Here is a 22,627-nt window from a genome sequence, read left to right as displayed (position 1 = left end):
GTCGCCGCGAACCTTCGCTGCCTGGATCATGAAGAAAAACCCGCCGGATTGCTCCAGCGGGTTTTCGTTTGGCGTCGCGCGGGTGCCTATTGCTGCTGGAGCTTCAGCACCCTGTTTGGCACCGGGTCCTGCTGCTGGTCGATCGGCTGCCTGCGCCGCGGCAGCAATTGCAGCAACTGGCCCGGATCGATTTCCAGCGATGGCTGCCCGCGCATCGGCCGGCAGTTCGGATACCGCCCGACCATGCCTTCCGGACAGTGCCGCGTGAAGATCGGCTGGCACTGGCCGTTGACCATCTGCGAGCCCGGCGCGCATTCGCTCTCTTGCCTGGGCTTGCGGCATGCGCCGTCGATCACCTCGGTCCCACGCGGGCAGACGCATTCGCCGCGCTTGTTGTGGACCTGGCCGCGTATGTCGCACTGCTCCAACTGCGGCTGCTTGCGCCGACAGGCATTGCCTTGCACCTCGGTACCCCTCGGGCAAACGCAATTGCCGTCGGAGTCATGGACCTGGCCACGGATGGTGCACTGGTCAGGCTTCGGCCTGATCGGCCGGCAGGCCCGGTCTCGCATCTCTGTGCCTTGCGGGCAGACGCAGTCCCCGTCCGCATTGTGGACCTGGCCACGGATGGTGCACTGCTCGGGCTTCGGCCGGACCGGACGGCAGGCGCCATTGCGCATCTCGGTGCCTTGCGGGCAGACGCAATCGCCATCGGCATTGCGGACCTGGCCAGGAATGCGGCACTGCTGCGGCTTTGGCCGGATCTGGCGGCAGGCCCGGTCTCGCACCTCGGTGCCTTGCGGGCAGACACAGTCCCCGTCCGCATTGTGGATCTGACCACGGATGGTGCACTGCTCGGGCTTGTCGGTCCCGACGCATTTTCCGTTCTCCAGCTCCGTGCCGCGCGGGCAGACGCAACGTCCGTCCTCGGTGCGGATCTGGCCTTCGAGCAGCACGCAGCGCGGCGGAGGTGGCAGCGGCAGAAGGTTGGTGCATTGCCCGTTGCGGAAGGTGGTGCCTTCCGGGCAGACGCATTCGCCGCGCTTGTTGTGGACCTGGCCGCGTATGTCGCACTGCTCCAACTGCGGCTGCTTGCGCCGACAGGCATTGCCTTGCACCTCGGTACCCCTCGGGCAAACGCAATTGCCGTCGGAGTCATGGACCTGGCCACGGATGGTGCACTGGTCAGGCTTCGGCCTGATCGGCCGGCAGGCCCGGTCTCGCATCTCTGTGCCTTGCGGGCAGACGCAGTCCCCGTCCGCATTGTGGACCTGGCCACGGATGGTGCACTGCTCGGGCTTCGGCCGGACCGGACGGCAGGCGCCATTGCGCATCTCGGTGCCTTGCGGGCAGACGCAATCGCCATCGGCATTGCGGACCTGGCCAGGAATGCGGCACTGCTGCGGCTTTGGCCGGATCTGGCGGCAGGCCCGGTCTCGCACCTCGGTGCCTTGCGGGCAGACACAGTCCCCGTCCGCATTGTGGATCTGACCACGGATGGTGCACTGCTCGGGCTTGTCGGTCCCGACGCATTTTCCGTTCTCCAGCTCCGTGCCGCGCGGGCAGACGCAACGTCCGTCCTCGGTGCGGATCTGGCCTTCGAGCAGCACGCAGCGCGGCGGAGGTGGCAGCGGCAGAAGGTTGGTGCATTGCCCGTTGCGGAAGGTGGTGCCTTCCGGGCAGACGCAGCGGCCGGCATCGTTCATGACGAAGCCCGGCGAGCACTGGTTCTTCACCTCATGCGTGATGATGAAGGGATGGCACGCATAGGCCCTGCCGCGATCGCCCTGCACGTTGGTCGCGTCGTTGGACAGCACGTCGCCGCCGCCCTGCACCCGTGTGTCGGGAGAGAGCACGCCAACGCAGTTCCGGCCGTTGACGTTGCCCTGCAGGTTGGCAAGACGCCCATCGTCGGGGATGACCACGGTCACACGGTGCGAGCGGCTTTCGCCGGCGCCGAGCGTCAGGTTGGCGATGCAGGAGGCCGGCAAGGTCGTCGGTTCCGGCGAACAGCCGAAGGGCGGCTCGATCGAAGTGATCGCGACGCCTTCCAGCCGGCCAAGCCCATCGACGCCGATCGCGTCGCCGATGCGGACCGGGCCCGAGAAGGGGCTCGTTCCGTCATTGGTGATGGTAATGTCGAACGAGCAGGGCTGGCCCAGCCTGCATTCGCGGTCGCCGGTCTTCTCGACACGGATGGTCGAGGAGCCGCCGCCCTTGGCGCAGGCCTGGCCGATCGGGTAGACGACGTCGTCGCCCTGCGCCGGCCCATAGGAGCCGCGCGCGCAGTTCTCGAATTCGCCATTGGCCGAAACCGTCACGTCGAAGTACCTGGAGGTTCCGGGCGTCATGACGGCGCCTGGTATCTGGCACGACAACGCATTGGCCGGAACCGGTCCGCATGCCCATTCCGCGCCGTCAGGGGTTACGGTCTGGATCTGGACAGGCGCTCCGCCCGACACCAGCGTGGCGGCATCGTTGACCCGCACCGGACCGGTGGGGGCAGCCGTGCCGACATTGGCGACGGTGATGCGGCAGGAAACCAGCGCCGCGCCGGCCAGCGAACCGTTGCACACCTTGGTGATGCGCAAGGCCGGCTGGCCGCTGTTGGGACGGCGGATGCGTTCCTTGGCGCAGGCCTTGTTGTTGGTGAGATCGACCTCACCGGGGATGGCCTTCACCTCGGCGCAGTTCTCGACCGTGTCGGACCGGTAGCCGGCCGGCATGACCGCCTTGACGAAGATCGGTGTCGAGGCGCCCGCGGGCAGCGAGATGCCGGCATTGTCGCAGCGGAACTGGCCGGGGCCGTTGGGGCCGCATGTCCAGGGCGGGCTCGGGCCGAAGGTGGAGGACGCCGGCGCGCCGCCGGGGTAGTTGTCGATCGCCGTCAGCGGCCCATTGTAGGTCGATGTGCCGTTGTTGATGATGTCGATGATGAAGGTGCAGACGCCGTCGGCGGTGCAGACTTCGGTGCGGGCACGCTTCTTGAGAATCAGGTCGACCTTCTTCTCGACCGGCGGCTGGCAATCCGGATTGCGGTCGCCGCGCCGGCAGATCGGGATCGACGCGCAGCCCCGGTCATTGGCCTGGCTGCCGAACAGCGGCTTGCCGCTGGCGCCGTAATTGTAGGTGGCGCAGTTGCGCAGCACGCTGCCTTGCCAGCCTCCGGCCGGCTTGAAGCCGAGCTTGAGGTCGACAAAGGCTCCCGGAGCGAGCGTGGTCACCGGGTAGGTGCACGTCATCGGGGTGGTTCCCGGCGCGCAGACCCAGGGCGGATTGGGCCCTGAACTCAGCGTCGAGCCGGCCGGCAGCGTCACCTCGTCGAGCACGATCTTACCGTTGTAAGGCGCTGTGCCGACATTGGTGACCCGGATGGTGAAGTCGCAGCCGCCGCCCATCGTGCAGCGTGTGACGTCGGCATGCTTTTCGACCTTGAGGTCCGGTTCCTTATCCCTGGGTGGGCACCTCTGGTTACGCGGGATGACGATGTCGATGGTTTGCGTGCAGCACAGGCCCCAGCCCTCCTTTGGTCCGGCATAGGTCTCGATGCCGGTGACGATAAGGTGGATGACGTCGCCGGGTGACGCGCCGACGATCTTCCAGTTGAGCACGCCGCCGCCCGCCGGCACCTTCTGGGTGTCGGGGATGATGCTGATGCCGGGTGAGGTCGTCGACACCTGCACCCATTTGCCGCTCATCTCCGGGCCGACAGGCATGTGGTAGATGAAGGCGCCACCGCCGGGCACGCAGTCGACCGTGCCGCGTTCGACCTTGAAACACTCATGGTCGGTTGGAGGCGGAGGTTGCTTGTCGCATTTGGTGAGGTCGATCCGGATCGAGGTCTTTTCCCCGGTCGCGATGTTGCCGTCGTCCGGCTTGCCCGGATCCTGCGACGGGATGATGGTGCCCGTGCCGGTGCCGCCGGTGACCTTGATCATGCCCTGGTTGTCGACGTTGACCGGCGCTGGAAACGCGGCGTGGTCGATCTTGGCGGTGATGCGGAAGGTGATGACGCGTTCGTTCAGTGCGCCCGAGCCATCGAGATCGCTGGCGGAAATCCGGAAATCGGAAACCGTTGCCGTGTCGTTGGGGCCGGCCGAATTGCTGATGACAGCACCCGGCAAGGCCCCACCCGATGCATCGGTGCCGTCGCCGGAGACTGTCACATTGACGATCGAAAGACCGTGCGGAAGCTGGTCCTTGAAGTCGAGCTTGGCTTTCTTCAGCGCCGCCTCGAGGGCAGGATTGGCAAAGCCTTGCGGATTGCCGCGCAGTCCGAAGGTCAAGGTATAGAAGACATAGTCGCAACTGCGCTGGCCACCGGTCTTGGTGAAGAACGGCACGACACGTCCGGGTTCCGGGTTGATGATGCGCGGATTGTCGAGTTGCAGCGGCTGCACATCCTGGCTGGTGACAGCCTGGACGGTCTGGGCGGCGGATGCCGGCAGTGCGGGCGCAAGGGCGACCGCGATCCCGGCCGCCATCAGCCAGCGCGCGCCGCGCCTGGCGAGTGACAGGGGTTTCATGATCGTCTCCATGACGGTTTTTGGGGATTTGGCCGCGAGCGGGGATGGGGCAAGACTGTTCATCTTTGCCTCCTCAACGTTCGCAGCTGACGGCTGGGGTCCGGAGCAGCAAGGTCATCTTGCAGCAAGGGTAGTAGCCACCCTTGTCCTTGTCGGACTTCCTGTAGAAGCAAAGCCCAACATCCACTCTGTCGCCCGGATAGTGGCCGGTGATGTCGATCGTGTAAGGCTTGCCCGGTGCATGCGACATAGGTGAGGTCACCGCGACGCCTGGCGTCCTGGATTGGGCCTTGATCGAATCGCCGCCGAAGCCGGCATGGTCATGGAGATAGAGATTGGCCTCGAGACCGCGCGGCGTGCAGTAATACTGCACGTCCTCGACATCGAGACACGGAGGCAGATTGCCCGGCGGTGGAAAATCCGGCGGGTAAAAGGGGGGCTCATAGCCGCCCGGTATGTCCTCATAATAGCCGGCCCGGCCCTCGCAGGGATGCCAGACGGCGACGTCGCCGACATGGCCTTCCACTTCGGGATCCTCGAAATAGCCGTCGAAATCGACGAACCAGGAGCCGAAGGGCGGCACGTTGGCCGGCTTGACCAGCTCCTTGGGCGTGATCTGCACGCCGTGCACGGCAAGCGGCCCGCCCGCGGCGAGCTTTTCGGCGAACTCGGGGTTGTCGCGCAATTTGTCGCCTGTGCTGACCAAGGTCTGGGTGCAGACCGAGGTGTCGAGATTGCCGTCGGCATCGTAGCCATATTGCAGGTCGACGCCGCCGGCCGACTGCCTGTTGCCTTGCGGGAAGCCGACCGCATATTCCTGCGGCGCTTCCACCCAGACCGATTCCGTCGAGGGATCGTCGGGATTTTCCCTGAAGTAGCGGATGACCTCGCCTTTGCCGGAATCGGCGAAGCGGCTGTAATCATAGCGGTTTTCGATCGGGCCGCGCTGGGCGAGATACATGAAGCCGCTGTTGTCGAAGGCGATGTCGGTGACGGCGTAGTCCTTGTCGGCCTTCACAGTCAGTTCCCAGCGGGGATCGCCGGCGAAGGTGCCGTCGCGGGCAATGCCCACCGACCAGATTTCCGACTTTTCGCCAACCGAATAATAGAGCCGGCCACCATGATAGGAGACGGCCCAGACGCGGCGCTCGTCCTGGGTGTAGCCCCAGCTGTCGGGGTCCTCGGTATCGAAGGCCGCGCCCTGTACGTCCATCACCGCGCCATCGTCGGCGACCGGGGCCAGCCCATGCGCCGGCCGGCCGGCGCCGCCATGGTCGAACGTGTCGACCAGTCTGCCGTCGGCGTCGATGCGATGGATCAGGCCGGTGTCGAGATCGGAGGCAAAGAACTGGCGGTGGGCGGGATCGAAGGTGATATTGCCGATGCCAGGTCCGCTGTTGGTGTCGATGTCGGCGAATTTGGCGACCTGGCCGGTGATGCCGTCGATCTTCCAGATGGTGCCCGGTCCGCCGCCGTTTTCGGTGCCGAACTGGCCCTCCATGAAGGTGGCGCCCGCCGTGCCGCGGCGCTGCCGCTCCGGCCTGTCGTCCTTGTCTGCGTCCGGCGTGACGATCTCAATGCCATGCAGCGAGGTGGCGGCGGCATAGAGGTTGGGAACGCCAGAGGGCACACCGTCGCGCACGCCGTCATCATAGGTGAGGCCGAACACCTCGCCGATCTGGCCTGCTGTCACCTCGAAAGGCGGCGGCGTGAAAACGAGCTGGCCCGAGGCCGGACCACCCAGGTGTGAAACGTCGAAGACGCGCAAGGTGGCGCGCGAGATGTCGATGAAGGTCTCGTCGACCGGATCGACGCCGGGCGGCAACCCCTCGTCGACATTGGGGATGATAGTGCCGGGAAAGCCGGTGACCGCCATCGAGCCTGGATAGATGATCTGGGTTTCCTGCGCTTGGGCGGCCGCGCCCAGCCACAGGCTGGCGGCAAGCGCCAGAGCCAGCAGGCCGGCGGCCTGCAATGCACCGCGCAAGCGGTTGTCGAACTCAAGAAAAGGCACGAACGCGCCGCGGATGCGAGACATGACACTACCCCCGTAGTCCAGGGGAGAGACGTCCGGACTTGCCGCGCAAATCAGGGCAAGGCGCGGTGGTCCGGCTCGTTCTTCCCTGATCGAATTGTCTGCTTTCCTCATAGTGACGATACGCCTGCTCCCGCGCAGGGTCAACGGAATCAGCGGGAAGCCCAGCGCATCGACCCCGTCCCGAAGGCGGTGGTCGCGCCGAGCTCCTGTTGGTCCCGGAGACCATGGAGTCTCTGGGTTGCTGGTCATGGGGGGCTTCCTTTCCGGGGCCGCACCATGCGGCGCCTGGACATCAGTCGCGGGCCGGCGCGGAAAGGTTCATGGAAGCGTTGCGCAGAATGCTTGCGCGCGATGCCGCCTGTTCTTATATACGCGCCAAGCCGTGCGGCGCCGGAGAACCGGTGGGTGGACGGTATTTCTTGTGAACAGGGGCTTTCGTCGGAACGCCTTACCGGGTCCTGAGAGCCTGCTTAGCGGAGAGACTAGAAAAATGGCAAAAGTAATCGGTATCGATCTCGGCACCACCAATTCGTGCATCGCCATCATGGATGGCAAGGAGCCGAAGGTAATCGAGAATGCGGAAGGCGCGCGCACGACGCCTTCCATCGTCGCCATCTCGGGCGACGGCGAACGTCTCGTTGGCCAGCCGGCCAAGCGCCAGGCGGTCACCAATCCTGAAAACACCATCTTCGCGGTCAAGCGCCTGATCGGCCGCCGCTATGACGATCCGGTGACGGAGAAGGACAAGAAGCTTGTCCCCTACAAGATCGTCAAGGGCGACAATGGCGATGCCTGGGTCGAGGCCGGCGGCAAGAAGCAGTCGCCCTCGCAGATCTCGGCCATGATCCTGCAGAAGATGAAGGAAACGGCGGAGGCCTATCTCGGCGAGAAGGTCGAGAAGGCGGTCATCACCGTTCCGGCCTATTTCAACGACGCCCAGCGCCAGGCCACCAAGGACGCCGGCAAGATCGCCGGCCTGGAAGTGCTGCGCATCATCAACGAGCCGACAGCGGCAGCGCTCGCCTATGGCCTCGACAAGAAGGAAGGCAAGACCATTGCCGTCTATGACCTTGGCGGCGGCACCTTCGACATTTCGGTGCTCGAGATCGGCGACGGCGTGTTCGAGGTGAAGTCGACCAATGGCGACACCTTCCTCGGCGGCGAGGATTTCGACATGCGTCTGGTCGAGTATCTGGCGGCCGAGTTCAAGAAGGAACAGGGCATCGACCTGAAGAACGACAAGCTCGCCCTGCAGCGCCTCAAGGAGGCGGCTGAAAAGGCCAAGATCGAGCTGTCGTCGACGACGCAGACCGAAATCAACCTGCCCTTCATCACCGCCGACGCGACCGGACCGAAGCACCTGACGCTGAAGCTGACGCGCGCCAAGTTCGAAAGCCTGGTCGAAGACCTCGTCCAGCGCACCATCGAGCCCTGCAAGGCGGCGCTCAAGGATGCCGGCCTGAAGGCTGGCGAGATCGACGAAGTGGTCCTGGTCGGCGGCATGACCCGCATGCCCAAGATCCAGGAGATCGTGAAGCAGTTCTTCGGCAAGGAGCCGCACAAGGGCGTCAACCCGGATGAGGTCGTCGCACTCGGTGCCGCCATCCAGGCCGGCGTGCTGCAGGGCGACGTCAAGGACGTGCTGTTGCTCGACGTGACGCCGCTTTCGCTCGGCATCGAGACGCTGGGCGGCGTGTTCACCCGGCTGATCGAGCGCAACACGACGATCCCGACCAAGAAGAGCCAGGTGTTCTCGACGGCCGAAGACAGCCAGTCCGCCGTGACCATCCGCGTCTTCCAGGGCGAGCGTGAAATGGCCGCCGACAACAAGGCGCTTGGCCAGTTCGACCTGGTCGGCATTCCGCCGGCGCCGCGCGGCGTGCCGCAGATCGAGGTCACGTTCGACATCGACGCCAACGGCATCGTCAACGTCTCGGCCAAGGACAAAGGCACCGGCAAGGAGCACCAGATCCGCATCCAGGCGTCGGGTGGACTTTCCGACGCCGACATCGAGAAGATGGTCAAGGATGCCGAGGCCAATGCCGATACCGACAAGAAGCGTCGCGCCGTCGTCGAGGCCCGCAATCAGGCCGAAGCGCTGGTGCATTCGTCGGAGAAGTCGCTGAAGGAATATGGCGACAAGGTCTCGGAGACCGAGCGCACGGCGATTTCGGACGCGATCGCGGCGCTGAAGGCCGCTGCCGAGGGCGACGATCCGGCCGACATCGAGGCCAAGAGCCAGGTGCTTGCCGAAGCTTCCATGAAGCTTGGCCAGGCCATGTACGAGGCCTCGCAGAAGGAAGCGGCGGAAGCCGACGCCAAGGCGGATGCCGCCAAGGACTCTGACGTGGTCGACGCCGATTTCGAAGAAATCGACGAAGACGACGACAAGAAGAAGTCGGCCTGAGCGGCTTGACGGCAAGACAATGCGAAAAGCCCGGCGCAAGGCCGGGCTTTTTTGCAACCCTCGCTGAAAAAGTGCGAGCACTGCCGAAAAAATCACTGAAAACCACGGACAAGTTCGCGCCGGCCCTAGCATACGGGCAGCACCGCTCCTAAATCGAAACAACGTGCCGGCAACCGACGCAACATTGCATCAAGACGTTGAATATCCGGACTGCGGGAAAAAATGAAAGCTGATTTCTACGAAACGCTGGGCGTGCAGAAGGGCGCCGACGAGAAGGAGCTCAAGAGCGCTTTTCGCAAGCTGGCCATGCAATTCCATCCCGACCGCAACCCCGGCGATCATTCCTGCGAGCACAAGTTCAAGGAAATCAACGAAGCCTACGAGACGCTGAAGGACCCGCAGAAGCGCGCGGCCTATGACCGTTTCGGCCATGCCGCCTTTGAGCAGGGTGGGATGAATGGCGCGCAGGGCTTTGGCGCCGGCGGCTTCGCCGACATCTTCGAGGACATTTTCGGCGACATGATGGGCGGCCGCCAGCGCCGCTCTTCCGGTGGCCGCGAGCGCGGCGCAGACCTGCGCTACAACATGGAAATCTCGCTGGAGGAAGCCTTCGCGGGAAAGACCGCGCAAATCCGCGTGCCGGCTTCGATCTCCTGCACCGAATGCTCTGGCAGCGGCGCCAAGCCGGGCACCCAGCCGGTCACCTGCTCGATGTGCAACGGCCACGGCAAGGTGCGCGCCACGCAAGGGTTTTTCTCGATCGAGCGGACCTGCCCGCAATGCCAGGGCCGTGGCCAGACAATCAAGGATCCCTGCCCGAAATGCGCCGGCCAGGGCCGTGTCACCGAGGAGCGTTCGCTGTCGGTCAACATCCCGGCCGGCATCGAGGACGGTACCCGCATCCGCTTGGCCAATGAGGGTGAGGCCGGGCTGCGCGGCGGGCCATCGGGCGACCTCTATATCTTTCTGGCGGTCAAGCCGCACGAATTCTTCCAGCGCGACGGCGCCGATCTTTATTGCAAGGTGCCGATCTCGATGACCACCGCCGCACTTGGCGGCTCCTTCGAGGTGACGACGCTCGACGGCACGCAGACCAAGGTGAAGGTGACCGAAGGTACGCAGAACGGACGCCAGTTCAGGCTCAAGGGCAAGGGCATGCCGGTGCTGCGCCAGCCCAATGTCGGCGACCTCTACATCCAGACCGCGGTGGAGACGCCGCAGAACCTGTCGCGCCGCCAGCGCGAATTGCTGGAAGAGTTCGAACAGCTTTCCTCGCAGGACAATTCGCCCCAATCGAGCGGCTTTTTCGCCCGCATGAAGGACTTTTTCGAGTCTTTCGGCGAGCGTTGAGACGCGACGAAAACTATCTTATCCACGCCATAGGCAAGGCCGCGCCTTGCCTTGCGTCATCCAGGTGTTAAGTAGCTTCAAGGGGCCTGCTGAGGAGAGCTTGCATGGCACGTGGTCACGGACTGCGGAAGGCGTTTGCCGAGAAGTTCGACGACGAACTCAAATTCTTCAAGGGCTGGATCGACAAGCCGAAGACAGTCGGCTCGATCGTTCCGACCAGTTCGATCACCGCGCGCAAGATGGCCTCGATCGTCAATCCCAAGTCCGGCCTGCCGGTGCTCGAGGTCGGCCCCGGCACCGGTGTCATCACCCGCGCCATCCTCGCCCAGGGCGTGCGGCCCGAAAACCTCTACGCGGTCGAATATTCCACCGATTTCGTGCGCCACCTGCGCCAGCTCTACCCCGGCGTCAACGTCATCGAGGGCGATGCCTTCAACCTCAACGCCACGCTTGGCGAGAGGAGCGGGATGATCTTCGACAGCGTCGTTTCCGGCGTGCCGCTGCTCAATTTCCCGGTCGCCCAGCGCATCGCCTATATCGAGAGCCTGCTCGACCGCATTCCGGTCGGACGGCCGATCGTGCAGCTGACCTATGGTCCGATGTCGCCGATCCCGGCCGGCCGCGGCGACTACACGGTGAAGCATTTCGACTTCATCTTCCGCAACATCCCGCCGACGCAGCTGTGGATCTACCGGCGCGAGGCGCATTAGAAGAGAAGGCAGTAGGGCAGTAAGGGAGTAGGGGGAAAAGATCGGCCAGGGAAACGTTCCTACTGCCCTACTGCCTTTCCCCCATCCAGCCGTTGATTTGATCGAACCTTGGCTGTACCTGTCCCAGAACAAGGGTGGCCAATGGCAGTGATCCCGAAAATCCTCGTCTTCGCCGGCTCGGTGCGCAGCGGCGCCTATAGCGGCAGGACCGCCGACGTGGCGCAGAAGGAACTTGCGGTGCAAGGTGCCGAGGTGACCCGTATTTCGCTTGCCGATTACCCCTTGCCGATCCTCGACGAGGACCTGGAGAAGGAAAACGGCGTTCCGGAAAACGCCCAAAGGCTGGCGCGGCTGATATCAGCCCATGACGGGCTGCTGATCGCGACGCCTGAATATAACGGTTCGATCCCGCCGCTGCTCAAGAACACGATCGACTGGGTGAGCCGGGTGCGACGGGATGGCGGCCGGTCGGTCAGGCCGCTTGCCGGCAAGGTCGCCGGCCTCTGCTCGTCCTCCAACGGGCACTTCGCCGGCATCCGCTGCATCAACCATTTGCGTGCCGTGCTGGTGCGCTGCCAGATGGAAGTGGTGACACCGGAATGCTCGGTGCCGGAGGGTGGCGACGCCTTCGACGGGGATGGCCATTTCCGTGACGAAAGACTGCACAAATCGATGGAGCACCTATGCCGCACGCTGATCGAAACCTCGCGCATGCTGTCGACCAGGGTCGAGGCGTGACCGCCGCAACCCTGCAGCCTCATTCCATGCAGGAGCGATTGATCGTCGGCCTCGACGTGCCGACCGTGGAGGAGGCCGAGCAGGCGGTGCGCGAGCTCGACGGCATCGTCTCCTTCTACAAGATCGGCTATCAGCTGGCTTTTGCCGGCGGCCTCGACTTTGCCAGGGAGCTGGCCAGCGGTGGGAAGAAAATCTTCCTCGACATGAAGCTGCTCGACATCGACCACACGGTGGCCAAGGGCGTCGAGAACATCGTCAGGATGGGCATGACCATGCTGACCATCCACGCCTATCCCAAGGCGATGCAGGCGGCGGTGGAGGCGGCGCGCGGCAGCGAGCTTTGCCTGCTCGCCGTCAGCGTGCTGACCTCGATGGACGAGCAGGACATGATCGACGTTGGCTATGAATATGACCCGCACACGCTGGTGCTGCGGCGGTCCGAACAGGCGCTCCATGCCGGCATGGGCGGCATCGTCTGCTCGGCCGCGGAAGCCGAAGCGGTGCGCCGCATCGTCGGCCCGGACATGGCAGTGGTGACGCCGGGCATCCGACCGACGGGAAGCGACCATGGCGACCAGAAACGCGTGGTGACGCCGGCGCAAGCGGTCCGCAACGGCGCCAGCCATCTTGTGGTGGGCCGCCCGATCGTCGCGGCAAACGACCGCCGCGCGGCAGCGCAGGCGATCCTCGACGAAATGCGCTCCGCGTAAAATAAGGGAGAGAACAATGCCGAAGGGATACTGGATCGCCCGCGTCGATGTGCACGATGCCGAAGGCTACAAGGCGTATATCGCCGCTTCGAAGCTCGCCTTCGACCGTTTTGGCGCGAAATTCCTGGCGCGCGGCGGAGCCCATGAACTGGCCGAAGGGGCTGGCCGCGCCCGCAACGTGATCATCGAATTCGAATCGCTTGCGATTGCGCATGACTGCTACCACTCGCCGGAATATCAGCGGGCGGTGGCCATCCGCCAGAAGGTCGCCGACGGCGAGATCGTGCTGGTCGAAGGGATTTAGATCCGCGCGGAAAGCCGATTAGCTGCCGTCTCGGCCATGGCGTCGGCAAGGCTCAGCCCCCATTGCCGGCCGCAATAGTCGCGAAAATCGAAGCAAGGCAGGCCAGGACAGACCTCGAACTCGATGAGGTGAGCCGTGTCGTCGGCCTCCACCCTGAGATCGATGGAAAACACGTCGCGCAGGCCGAGCCCGGTGATGAGCCGTTCGGCGATCCCCCTGATCCTCGCATCGGCCACCGGCTGGCTGTCCGCGACCGCAGCGAGTTCGGGTTCGGCGTATTGCCCGGCAGCCTTCGCCGCCTCGCCGGTCTCGCCATAGAGCGCCAAACTGTCTTCCATGGTCTGGAAATCACCTCCCGACTCGACAAAGGCGACGCCGAGCGCTTCGACCCCGGTATCCGGCATCAGCCCAAGGAAGCTGGCGCGGACGTTGCGGCCGGAGACATAGGGCTGGACCACGACATCGTCCCGATAACAGGCGAAAACACGCCGGCTAAGCTCCAGCGCGTGAGCGAGATCGGTTACGCGCGAATCCGGCCAGATGCCGATCTTGGCGCCGAGGCGGTTGGGCTTGACGAACCAGCCGGCGGCGGAGGCCGGCGCCTCGACCAGCCATTCGCCATCCCGCGCGAGACCGGCCTGCGGCACCGGAAGACCGAGCGCGCCAAGCACGGCGCCGGAGCGGAACTTGTCCTGGCAGAGCGCGAACAGCGAATCGTCGGCGCCGATGGTGTTGAAACCGCTCAGTCTTGCCAAAGCGGGTGCCGCGCCGCCACGGAAATAGGCGACGCCGTCGGTCAGCGTCCAGACCAGTGTGGTCCGCGGATCCTCACCGTTGAGCACCTTGGCGGCATCGTCGAGCACCACCGGCGCAAAGGACAGGCCGCGCGCCTCGCAGGCGGCGGCCAGCGCATCGAATTCGAGAGCGAGATCGGTCGACTGCGCCAGATAGGACGAGATTTCGGCGGCACGCCGCGATGCATGACCGTCGGCGAGCAAGCGGTCGAAACAAGCCTTTTCAGGCTCGTGGACAAGGACCAGTTTCGGCTTGTGCGTTGGCATGATGTGGCGGTTCCCGACGGTGCGATGACCTACCATCGCACGGCCCGCACAATCGGCTTTCGCGAAATCGACGCGCGCCGGACGCCTGCGTGACAGCGCCAGGATTGAGACCAAGGCCTCGGGGCTCGCGTCCGGCAATGTCAGGCGATCAGGACTCGGGGTTCCAGGCGGCCATTGACAGGAATGTCCAGCAGGAAGGTCATGCCGCCCTGCAGGTCGAGCAGACGCTGCTTTTCATTCTTGCCCGACCAGGCCGAGGTCACGGCCAGCCGATCGGCATTCCTGCCGACGAAGGCCGGGCAGGATGGCTGCGTCACCGGCATGGCGACCGTGCGGACGAGCTCGCCGTCCGGCCCATAGGCCTCGATGACGCTGCCACCCCAGACGGCGTTCCACAGGATGCCGTCGCGGTCGAGCACCGAACCGTCGATATAGCCCTTGGCCGAGCGGTGATCGACGAAGATCTTCGGCTCGCCGACGGGCAGGCCGGTCGCCGGATCGCAGGCAACGCGCATCAGCAATCCGGTCGAGGTGTCGGTGTAGTAAGCAAGCGTGCCGTCTGATGAAAAGCAGATCGAGTTCGAGACGGTGATATCCGAAAACAGGCGGCGCAGTTCGCCTTTGAAAAACCAGTAGATCGAGCCCGCGCCCTTCTCCTCGCCCTTGCCCATGGTACCGACCCACAAGGCACCGCAGGGATGGACGCGGGAATCGTTGGAACGGGTGACCGGGTTGTCGGCCTCGATGGCGGTGTGCAGCGTCATTCCGCCGGTGGCGACGTCGCGGACAAAAAGCCCGGTTTCGGTGGCGATCAGCTGTCGCTTGTCATCGATGATGGCGATCGCGCTTGCCATCTGGCCAAGCTCGTGGATTTTCAGCGCGCCGCCGGCCAAGGGCTTTTCCAGGAGCTGGCTGTTGACGATGTCGAACCAGAACAGCGCATCCGTGCCGGGATCGTAACTTGGCCCTTCGCCGAGCTGGCAGACATGATCGGAAAAGACGGAAACGATCGGTTCACTCATCATGCTTCTCCGAATACCGCATCCCAGGCAGTGACGGCTGCGTGGGCGCGCGCCGCCACATCATCGACGCTCATGCCTGGCTTGAACAGGCTGGAGCCGAGCCCGAAGACCGTCACGCCAACCGCCTTGTAGCCGGCAAAGTCCTTTTCCGAAACGCCACCGACCGCGCCGACCAGAGTCTGCGCCGGCAGCACGGCCCGGATCGCGGAAATGCCCGATGCGCCGAGCACGCTGGCGGGGAAGAATTTCAGCGCCGAGGCGCCGAGCCGGATCGCCTGGAAGGCCTCGGTGGGGGTGAACACGCCGGGCATGGTGACCATGCCGTAGTGCGCGGCGCGGCCCATCACCTCGGCATCGATGTTGGGGCTGACCAGCAGTCGTCCGCCGGCCGCGTGAAGACTATCGACGTCGGCCGCGGTCAGCACCGTGCCGGCGCCGACCAAAGCTGTCTTCGGCAGCACTTGAACAAGCCTGGCGATCGACGAAAACGGCTGGGGCGAATTGAGCGGCACCTCGATAGCCTCGATGCCGGCATCGAACAATGCCTGGCCGATGGCGATCGCCTCGCTTGCCTTGAGGCCACGCAGGATGGCGACTAGACCGCGCTTGAGTTTTGGAAAGGGTGCGGTCTCGGTCATATGGCGGCTCCACTTCTGGCAATCATGCCATTCTCCCGCGCGGCCTCGATGAGACCGGCGCGTACAGCCTCGTCCGCGTCGACTGTCCGCACACCAAGCCCGGCAAGGCCGAGGGCGGCCTGGTAGAGCCCGGCCAGCGCGCCCGAGGCAATCAGCACGACCGATGTCGCGCCGGCGCCATGCCGGCGCCGGGCCGATGCGATCTCGCCGCCGATCAGCAGGCCGGACAGGCAGGCGGCGGCATCATCGGCCTCGAGGTCCTGGAGCAGGCCGGCGGCGCGGATGGCAAACAGCCGAGAGGTGACATCGCCGCCATCGGCCAGCGCTGTTTCGCACCAGCGGCGGAAGAACGGATTGTCTGGAGCAACCGGGCTCGGATGTTCACCCAGCGAATGGCGCAGGATCGAGTGCGCGGCAAGCACGGAAAACAGCTCGCCCGTCGGCCAGGTGCCGAAGCCGGCGACGGCGCCGTCCTCGACCAGCACCCATTTCGAATGCGTGCCGGGCATGCAGACCAGTTCGCGGCCCCTGGCGGGCAGGCCGGCGCCGGCAAGCTGCGTTTCCTCGCCGCGCATGACATCGGGCGCGTCGGCCGGGCGCTGGGCAAGGCCGGGAATGATGCGGATGTCGCGCTTCTGCCCGGGCACCCTAGCGGCGCCGCCGAGAATGGCGCCGAGCGGCGACGGCACGCCGACATAGGGCGCCTCCAGCCAGCCCTGGCGGGAGCCGGCCATGCCGCAGATGATGACGGGCAATTCCTCCGGCGCGCCCATCGCTGCCAGATGGCCCTCCAGAACGTTGGCGAAGCCCTTTTCGCGCGCGGTGATCAGGCCATCGTCGCCGCGCCGCTCCGCAAGCACCTTGCCGCCGCCGTCGATCAGCCAGGCCCGAAGCCGGGTCGTGCCCCAATCGAGCGCCGCGACTGCCGGCACGCTGCTTGCAAACCCGGGGCTCACAGGAAGCCTCCATCGACGATCAGCATCTGCGCGGTCAGCATGCGCGAGGCATCCGAGGCCAGGAACAGCACCGTGCCGACCATGTCGTCCGGCCGCATGACGTCCCTGATGCACTGCTTGGCGACATGGGCGGCAAGCGCCTGTTCGGTGACCCAGCGCTGCTGCTGCCGCTCGGTGATCACCCAGCCGGGCGCGACGGCGTTGACGCGGATGCGGTCGGGCCCGAGCTTGCCGGCCAGCCCCTTGGTGAGGCCGAGGATGCCGGCCTTGGCGGCGGTGTAGGCCGGCAGGTCGGGATGATTGATCAGATAGGAGGTCGAGGTGAAATTGATGATTGAGCCGCCGCCGGCGCGCTTCATGCCCGGCGCCACCGCCTGCGCGGTGAAGAAATGCGGCCGCAGGTTGATCGCCTGGTTGTTGTCCCAGAACTCCACCGTCACGTCTTCGACGGCGTGGCGTTCGTCCCAGGCGGCGTTGTTGACCAGCACGGTGACGTCGCCATGCGCTTCGGCCGCCTTCGCGGCGGACGCCCGCAGTGCTTCGATATCGCGCAGATCGGTCCTGAGATAGAGCGGCCGACGGCCGAGCTCTTCCTCGATACGGTCGGCGAGTGCGATGCTGGGTTTGTCGGCGATGTCGATGAAGGCGACCTTGGCGCCCTGGCGCATGAACCCTTCGGTCAATGCCGCGCCGATGCCGGAGCCGCCGCCGGTGATCAGCACCGAAGCGCCTTCGAGGTCGGCAAAACGCGCCGATGGCATCATGATTTTTCGTCTCCCGGGTCAACCGGCGCGCATCCTAGCCAGACACGTCCGGCGGGCAAGGGCGAAAAGACCGATTTCGGGGCTTATGTCTGACAAAAAGGCGATCGCGCCCCTGCGCGACCCCGCCAGGCGGCATCGCCGCATCGCGGGCAGGGCCGAAACCTGCCGCTCAGATCGCCTTGGCGCGCAAGGCGCCACGGAAGGAATCACGGAGGTAGCCCAATGTCGCGTCGGCATCGGCCGGCTTGCCGAACAGATAGCCCTGCCCGCCGGCGCAACCGAACTGGACCAGCCGGTCGGCCTGCGCCTCCTCTTCGATGCCTTCGGCGACCACGTCCATGCCAAGCCCTTCGCACATGGCGAGGATGGCGCGGATGATGTGTTCGGACGGCCGGTCGTCGAGAATGGAGGAGACGAAGGCGCGGTCGATCTTGAGCTTGTCGAAATGGAATTCGCGCAGGCGGCCGAGCGAGGACTGGCCGGTGCCGAAATCGTCGAGCGAGACACGGATGCCGACGCGGCGCAGATCCTCGACGATCTGCGCCGCCGAAGCCGGGTCGTTCATCAGGCCGGTTTCGGTGATCTCGATCTCCAGCCGGCGCGGATCGAAGCCGGTGCGGTCAAGGATCGCCAGTATGTGCAGGCCGGTGTTCTGGTCGACGAGCTGCGAGGGCGACAGGTTGAAGGACAGGAACAGGTCTTTCGGCCAGCTCCTGGCGGCCTCGGTGGCCTTGCGCAGCACGAGCTGCGACAACGGGCCGATGATGCCGCGCTCCTCGGCGATGGGGATGAAGACGGTCGGCGGCACCGAGCCGAGGTCGCGGTCTGTCCAGCGCGCCAGCGTCTCGAAGCCGATGGTGCGGCGCGTGGTGAGATCGACGATCGGCTGGAAATGCGGCTCCACCTCGCCGGCCGAGACCGCGCGGCGCAGCGCCTGTTCGATGCGGGTGACGCGCTTGGCGGCCTCCTCCATCTCGCGGGTATAGACGACGACGCGGCCGCGGCCGGAACGCTTGGCATGGTAGAGCGCCGTTTCGGCCTTGTTGATGAGGATCTCGGTGGTCTCGTCGCCGGAATAGAACAATGAGCAGCCGACCGAGGCCGAGAGCCTGGCGGTGCGTTCGCCGACATCGTAGGGCGCCGACAGGATCTCGATCAGCATGCGGGATTTTTCCGCCGCCGCCTCCTCCGAGAACACCAGCGGGTAGAGGAAGGCGAATTCGTCGGCGCCGATGCGGCAGACCGTCGAATGGCCGTCCATCGAGGCGCGCAGCCGCATCGCCACCTGTATCAGGATGTCGTCGCCGGCCTTGTGGCCGAACAGGTCGTTGATCGGCTTGAAACCATCGAGGTCGAGAATGCCGACGGTGAAGGGCGCGGGATCGTCGGAACGGTCGCTGATCAGGCGATCGACCTTGTCGAAGAAGCGGCGATGATTGCCAAGCCCGGTCAACGGATCGGTGAACGCCAGATCCGTGCTTTCCCTGTTTGCCTGACCGGTGCCAAACGGAGTTTGCATCGGTGTCCCTGTTCGTCCCTGCTTTTGTCGTCGGAATTTATTTTCCAGACTGGCAGCAAACCCTTTAGGAAACGTATCCCACGGACCGATTTTTGTGGCCGGAGCATGATCCCGAAAACGGGGTCCGGCTTTCGCCGTGAGCCGTGCCCAAACCGTAAGCCGGATAGCTTCGTGAAGCCGGCTACAAAATCCGTCAAGCGCTTGGATTTTCAGCCGTTTGGCTTGACGCGATACAGTTCCAAGGGTCTTCCCTTGGTCTCCGCCACCGGCTCCAGCCAGACCGGCACGTCCCCGCTCATCAACCTGGCCAGGAAACCGTCCGGTGCCCTGGCCATGAGCAGGCGGCTTTCCGCGTTGCCACGGCAGAGTGCGACAAGGCCGACATGATGCCTTTCGACAACGGTTCTGGCATCGGCATCCGAGCCCAGCAAGGCATCAAGCGCGACCAGATTTCCGGCGACGTTGCGGTGGTAGAGTCCGGCCAGCACGCGGTGACCAGTAAAGGCCAGTATCGGCGAGCCAAGATTCGAGAGCGAAAGCACGGTTGTGGCCGGCATCCGGCCGAGCGCCGCGAACGATGCCTTGCCGAGGCAAGCCGTGTCTGCGGCCTTGGCACCGGTGGCAGCCGCGTCGGTTTGGAAAGCACTCGACGCCGCCCCGGCAGCGCCTGCCCAGATTGCATTTACCGATATCAGCCAGGCCGCGGCCATCCTGAGTGCGGCGCTGTTGGACGGACTGGTTTGCGCACGCTGCCGCCAGCAGGCGATCCATGCCGCAAGCGGGATCACCGCGAAGGCGATGGAGAAGGTGGAGCCGCGAACTTCCCAGGCGCTGACCAGGAACGCCATAACCAGCAGCGAGCCGACAAGGCTGTCCTGCCGACGCCAGCCATGGCCGACGCGGAGCGCCATCAGGATGATGGCCACCAACGGCGTGGCAAACCGTGCCACCGCTCTGGCCGGATCATTGGTGACGATCTGGAACAGCGGCTGCGCCTCGTCGATATGGCTGAGCCACATCTCCTTCAGGCGCGGATCGAGGTTGGCATAGGGCGAGGCCAGGCATTGCGGGAACAGGAATACAACCACAGCCGCAAGGGCTAGCCCAAGCAGGCCGAGCGAGGCCAGGCGGCCGGCGACGGTGGCACTGGTGGCCTTCCATGAAGCGATGATCGCCAGCCCCGCGCCGGCAAGTCCGGCGACGGCGAACTGCACAATCGAAAATGTGTCGCACTGTGCCTGGGTCCATGCGGATGCCGGGACGGTGGCGACGAAGACGAGAGCCGAAACAGCGGCGACGCCCAGGCCAAAGTCCCTCGCGGTCAGCCTTTCCCGAGCACCATTGCCAAGGAACAGCAGCGCGACAGCGGCGCCAAGGGTTCCGGCGTAGGGAGCGCTTTCCATGCCGATGGCCACGCTCAGCGTGGCGCAGATGCCCGAAAGCAAGGCGGCCGGCCGCAGCAAGGGAGCCTCGAGCAGCAAGGCAAGGCTCGCCAGGATCAGCATCAGCTGCACATTGTGATGATCCAGCGAACCTGGGGAGAAAATGCCGAGGTAATAGAGCGCGGCGCCACCGACGACGGCGGCGGGCAGGACAGCGTGGCCGCCGGCGAAAGCGCGCGCGGCGCGGATAATGAAGAAGACCGCCAGCCAGAACAGCAGGGCAGGCCAGGCCACCTGCACGACCTGTTCAGCCAGGGCGACGTTGCCCGTCAGGGCCGATACGGCAAGGACGCCAAGGGCCAGTGGCGCGTCGAGCAGCCGCGACCAATGCATGACGAAGCCGCCTTCCAGTCCCATCCTGTACTGGTGCAGGTCGAACCAGCCCTGGCCGGCCAGAAGATCGCGGACCTCTACCAGTTGCAGCAGGCTGTCATTGTCGCCCGCCGGGTTGGCCAGTTGCGGAAATCCGGTCACGGCATAGACCGTGAGCGGCACCAGGGCCGCGAGCAGCGCCGCCAGCATGTCCGCCCGCCAGGAGGGACGGGCGGTGTCCTTGGAAGGCATCGCGGCATGGCCAGCGGTCATTTTGCCGGGATAGCCGTGGCCGCGCGCCGGAAACACCCAAAGCCTCGAAACCAGATAACTGATGGTGCTTGTCACGACCGTCGTCAGCGCCGACATCGCGACGGGCGACAGGCCGAAACGCGTCACCGCCACCTGCGAGACGAGGCAGGCAAAAGCGGCGCATCCGGCTTGCAGGGCAAGATAGCGCGGGAACGCGACCTTGTGATCGTGTTCCGCACCGAACGTCCAGCCCCGCTGCGCTCGATAGGCAACGACGAACGCCGTCGCATAAGCGACGGCACTGCCGGCGAACGGCGGAACGCCCAGCGAAACCAGCAGCCACGAGAGCGCGAAAAACGATCCCGCCGCGCCGATGCCCACCACCATGAAGCGGAACGGGCGCGCCTGGACAAGCGCCGGCAGCACGTCGGTCATTGCTGATCGCGTGCCGTCGCTTCCCGCGACAGCCCGGCCTTCAGCCGCTTGACAGGTATCTCCAGCACACCGAGCAGGAATGCCGAAAAGAAGACCTGGAACGAAATGACGATCAGGCTCAAGCCCAGCACGACGATGCGCGGAATTTCGGAATCGTTCAGCGGACCGAAGCCGAGATGGGCCCAGCGCGCCACGGCATAGAGGCAGAACAGGAAGCCGGCGGCAAAGCAGATGCCGGCATTGGCGGCGAGACGGTCGGTGCTGATGGTCCTGGTCAGCCAGTCCGACCCGCGGCTTGGCGGCAGGATGCCGGTAATTTCGGCATAGTATCGCGAAATGGCACCGAAGGTGATGAGCTGGATGCCGGTGACGATCATGAAACAGGCGGCGACGAAGGTGTTGAGATCGAGCGAAAGATTGTCGACCACCCGCAAGGGGCCGAACACCAGCAGCGCCGCGAACAGCGTGCCGAGGCCGGAAAGCACCGCCCCTGGAATGAAGAACATCCAGCGCGGATTGTAGACCAGCAGGAATTTGAGATGCCGCCAGCCGTCGCGCCAGGTCCTGAGATGCGGCGGCCTGCTGCGGCCGTCGGGCTTGAGCGTGGTCGGCACTTCCTCGATGCGCAGCCCGGCAAGCGCGCTGCGCACCACCATTTCGCTGGCGAATTCCATCCCGGTGGTCTGCAGATCGAGCTTCCTGATGCTGCCGGCGTTGAAGCCGCGCAGGCCGCAGTGGAAGTCGCCGGTCTTGATGCGGAAGAACAGGCGGCCGACGAAGCTCAGCACCGGATTGCCGAGATAGCGATGCAGAGCCGGCATGGCACCAGCCTCTATGCCGCCGTGGAAGCGGTTGCCCATGACCAGGTCGGCGCCGCCGCGCAGCCGCGCCACGAATGCCTCCAGTGCGCCGAAATCATAGCTGTCATCGGCATCGCCCATGATGATGAAGCGGCCCCTGGCGGCGGCGATGCCGCCCAGAAGCGCCGCGCCATAGCCCTTCTGCGCGACCGGGACGACACGAGCACCGCCCTGCGCGGCGATCTCCCGCGAGCCGTCGGTGCTGCCATTGTCTGATATCAGCACCTCGCCCGCTATGCCTGTTTGGTCGAGAAAGGCCTTGGCCTTGCCGATGCAGACGGCGAGCGTCTCGGCCTCGTTGAGGCACGGCATCAGAATGGTGAGTTCGAGCTGCTGGGTCGAGGCTGCGCGGACGGCAGTGAGCGCGTTCATGGTCGTCGTTCCATCGGGTGCCCGGCGCTGCGTCAGGTCGGCCGGCTGCATTCGAAGCTTACCGTCGCACGGCAAGGCTTAAGAAAGCGATGATGTCAGTCCTCGTCTTGTCTGCAACCGGCAGACGCGCCTTGCTGATCCCAATGTTCAAAACGTCGCGATTGGCAGAACGCGCCGCGACGCTTATATCGCTTGCGTCGACTATGCTGGG

Annotated in this window: 16 protein-coding genes; 6 read left to right on the top strand and 10 right to left on the bottom strand. The window is 65.0% G+C overall.

Going from position 1 to position 22,627, the window contains the following annotated elements; translation table 11 throughout:
• Positions 1 to 86 precede the first annotated feature (86 nt).
• Both LB524_RS07545 and LB524_RS07540 read right to left on the bottom strand, forming a co-directional pair.
• The gene (locus tag LB524_RS07545; protein WP_411909900.1) at positions 87 to 4,589 is read right to left on the bottom strand and encodes a hypothetical protein; all 4,503 of its coding nucleotides are present in this window, start codon (positions 4,587 to 4,589) and stop codon (positions 87 to 89) included.
• Positions 4,590 to 4,599: 10 nt separating this feature from the next.
• Complete coding sequence (locus tag LB524_RS07540; protein ID WP_224524868.1) at positions 4,600 to 6,813, bottom strand: hypothetical protein; 2,214 nt, start codon at positions 6,811 to 6,813, stop codon at positions 4,600 to 4,602.
• Between the two features lie 241 nt (positions 6,814 to 7,054).
• Here LB524_RS07540 and dnaK point away from each other — a divergent pair, with 241 nt between their 5' ends.
• The 6 genes from dnaK to LB524_RS07510 all read left to right on the top strand — a co-directional run bounded on the left by dnaK (position 7,055) and on the right by LB524_RS07510 (position 12,783).
• Complete coding sequence (dnaK, locus tag LB524_RS07535) at positions 7,055 to 8,971, top strand: molecular chaperone DnaK (protein WP_140619792.1); 1,917 nt, start codon at positions 7,055 to 7,057, stop codon at positions 8,969 to 8,971.
• A gap of 222 nt (positions 8,972 to 9,193) precedes the next feature.
• Entirely contained in the window at positions 9,194 to 10,321 is a 1,128-nt protein-coding gene (gene dnaJ / locus LB524_RS07530; RefSeq protein ID WP_015314665.1) for a molecular chaperone DnaJ, read from the top strand.
• Positions 10,322 to 10,425: 104 nt separating this feature from the next.
• Complete coding sequence (gene pmtA, locus LB524_RS07525) at positions 10,426 to 11,031, top strand: phospholipid N-methyltransferase PmtA (protein ID WP_224524865.1); 606 nt, start codon at positions 10,426 to 10,428, stop codon at positions 11,029 to 11,031.
• Positions 11,032 to 11,172: 141 nt separating this feature from the next.
• Entirely contained in the window at positions 11,173 to 11,769 is a 597-nt protein-coding gene (locus LB524_RS07520) for an NADPH-dependent FMN reductase (protein WP_140711945.1), read from the top strand.
• Between the two features lie 26 nt (positions 11,770 to 11,795).
• Positions 11,796 to 12,479: an orotidine-5'-phosphate decarboxylase gene (gene pyrF / locus LB524_RS07515; protein ID WP_263486541.1), complete on the top strand. Its 684-nt coding sequence runs from the start codon at positions 11,796 to 11,798 to the stop codon at positions 12,477 to 12,479.
• A 16-nt stretch (positions 12,480 to 12,495) separates the two neighbouring features.
• Positions 12,496 to 12,783 carry a DUF1330 domain-containing protein gene (locus LB524_RS07510; protein WP_140711947.1) on the top strand — a complete coding sequence of 96 codons (288 nt, stop codon included), beginning with the start codon at positions 12,496 to 12,498 and terminating at the stop codon, positions 12,781 to 12,783.
• On the opposite strand, the gene LB524_RS07505 is transcribed toward LB524_RS07510, so the two are convergent.
• The 8 genes from LB524_RS07505 to LB524_RS07470 form a co-directional block, all read right to left on the bottom strand.
• Positions 12,780 to 13,844 (bottom strand): D-alanine:D-lactate ligase-like protein, encoded by a 1,065-nt coding sequence (locus tag LB524_RS07505; protein ID WP_224524859.1) that lies wholly within the window; start codon positions 13,842 to 13,844, stop codon positions 12,780 to 12,782. The two genes, LB524_RS07510 and LB524_RS07505, sit on opposite strands and share 4 nt — an antisense overlap.
• 140 nt (positions 13,845 to 13,984) lie before the next feature.
• Entirely contained in the window at positions 13,985 to 14,866 is an 882-nt protein-coding gene (locus LB524_RS07500) for an SMP-30/gluconolactonase/LRE family protein (RefSeq protein ID WP_140619798.1), read from the bottom strand.
• Positions 14,866 to 15,504, bottom strand: a complete 639-nt coding sequence (locus LB524_RS07495) for a 2-dehydro-3-deoxy-6-phosphogalactonate aldolase (RefSeq protein ID WP_140711951.1) — start codon at positions 15,502 to 15,504, stop codon at positions 14,866 to 14,868. Before LB524_RS07495 ends, LB524_RS07500 begins: the two co-directional genes overlap by 1 nt.
• Positions 15,501 to 16,460, bottom strand: a complete 960-nt coding sequence (locus LB524_RS07490; RefSeq protein WP_224524856.1) for a 2-dehydro-3-deoxygalactonokinase — start codon at positions 16,458 to 16,460, stop codon at positions 15,501 to 15,503. The genes LB524_RS07495 and LB524_RS07490 overlap by 4 nt, the downstream gene beginning before the upstream one ends.
• Entirely contained in the window at positions 16,457 to 17,224 is a 768-nt protein-coding gene (locus LB524_RS07485; protein ID WP_224524853.1) for an SDR family NAD(P)-dependent oxidoreductase, read from the bottom strand. Before LB524_RS07485 ends, LB524_RS07490 begins: the two co-directional genes overlap by 4 nt.
• 169 nt (positions 17,225 to 17,393) lie before the next feature.
• Complete coding sequence (locus LB524_RS07480; protein WP_140619804.1) at positions 17,394 to 18,743, bottom strand: putative bifunctional diguanylate cyclase/phosphodiesterase; 1,350 nt, start codon at positions 18,741 to 18,743, stop codon at positions 17,394 to 17,396.
• Between the two features lie 209 nt (positions 18,744 to 18,952).
• Positions 18,953 to 21,184, bottom strand: a complete 2,232-nt coding sequence (locus LB524_RS07475) for a GtrA family protein (protein WP_224524850.1) — start codon at positions 21,182 to 21,184, stop codon at positions 18,953 to 18,955.
• Positions 21,181 to 22,416, bottom strand: a complete 1,236-nt coding sequence (locus LB524_RS07470) for a glycosyltransferase family 2 protein (protein WP_224524847.1) — start codon at positions 22,414 to 22,416, stop codon at positions 21,181 to 21,183. Before LB524_RS07470 ends, LB524_RS07475 begins: the two co-directional genes overlap by 4 nt.
• Between the last annotated feature and the right edge of the window lie 211 nt (positions 22,417 to 22,627).

It is taken from the genome of Mesorhizobium sp. ESP6-5 (assembly GCF_020164695.1).
GTDB lineage: Bacteria > Pseudomonadota > Alphaproteobacteria > Rhizobiales > Rhizobiaceae > Mesorhizobium > Mesorhizobium australicum.
Note: the sequence above shows the minus strand (reverse complement) of the source record. Positions and strands in the feature narration are given on the sequence as shown.